Source organism: Anoxybacillus sp. LAT27 (genome assembly GCF_022030075.1).
Taxonomy (GTDB): domain Bacteria; phylum Bacillota; class Bacilli; order Bacillales; family Anoxybacillaceae; genus Anoxybacillus; species Anoxybacillus kestanbolensis.
This window is the reverse complement of record NZ_JAIWYK010000436.1, coordinates 1-500: the sequence shown is the minus strand read 5'-3', so window position 1 is coordinate 500 and position 500 is coordinate 1. Positions and strand designations below refer to the sequence as shown.

1 protein-coding gene is annotated in these 500 nt (G+C 60.8%); it reads right to left on the bottom strand.

Annotated elements, in window-relative coordinates:
• Nucleotides 1-315 precede the first annotated feature (315 nt).
• The gene (locus tag LD028_RS18315) at nucleotides 316-486 is read right to left on the bottom strand and encodes a hypothetical protein (RefSeq protein WP_369414831.1); all 171 of its coding nucleotides are present in this window, start codon (nucleotides 484-486) and stop codon (nucleotides 316-318) included.
• Nucleotides 487-500 lie beyond the last annotated feature (14 nt).

Here is a 500-nt window from a genome sequence, read left to right as displayed (position 1 = left end):
TCCTGCAAAACACGCGTCTCTACGTGGTCATGCGCATGGCGGACATCATCGCCTCCGCCCTGTTCCAGGCGGCCGTGCTTCACTCGGGCGATCCGCAGCGGCTGGGCACCGCTTCCCCCGAGTAACCCCTTGCCCACTCTGTACGGGGATGACGCGTTTCTATCGAAGCCTTCGCGATGAAGGCGGATCTTCTTTCCCGGCGGTATGGTGCGGTTTCAGGGAACAGCCCGGTGTGATGTTTTCAACGATGGGACACCGAAAAAAGACTTGTTTTCCTCTCGCGCGGGGACAAACAAGTCTTTTGGTTGTGATCGTCTACAGACTTACAACCTGCCGCTGCCTGGCTACCTCCACCGTCACCGGCGTCACGTCCGCCACCTCTCCGTCGGCATGGACGACCAGCGGGTTTTCCGCCTGAATCCGGATGTGGCGGCCGCGAAAAAAGCGGACAGCCGGATGCCGGACGTGCGCCCCTCTGTAGATCAAGGGGAAGGCCCTCA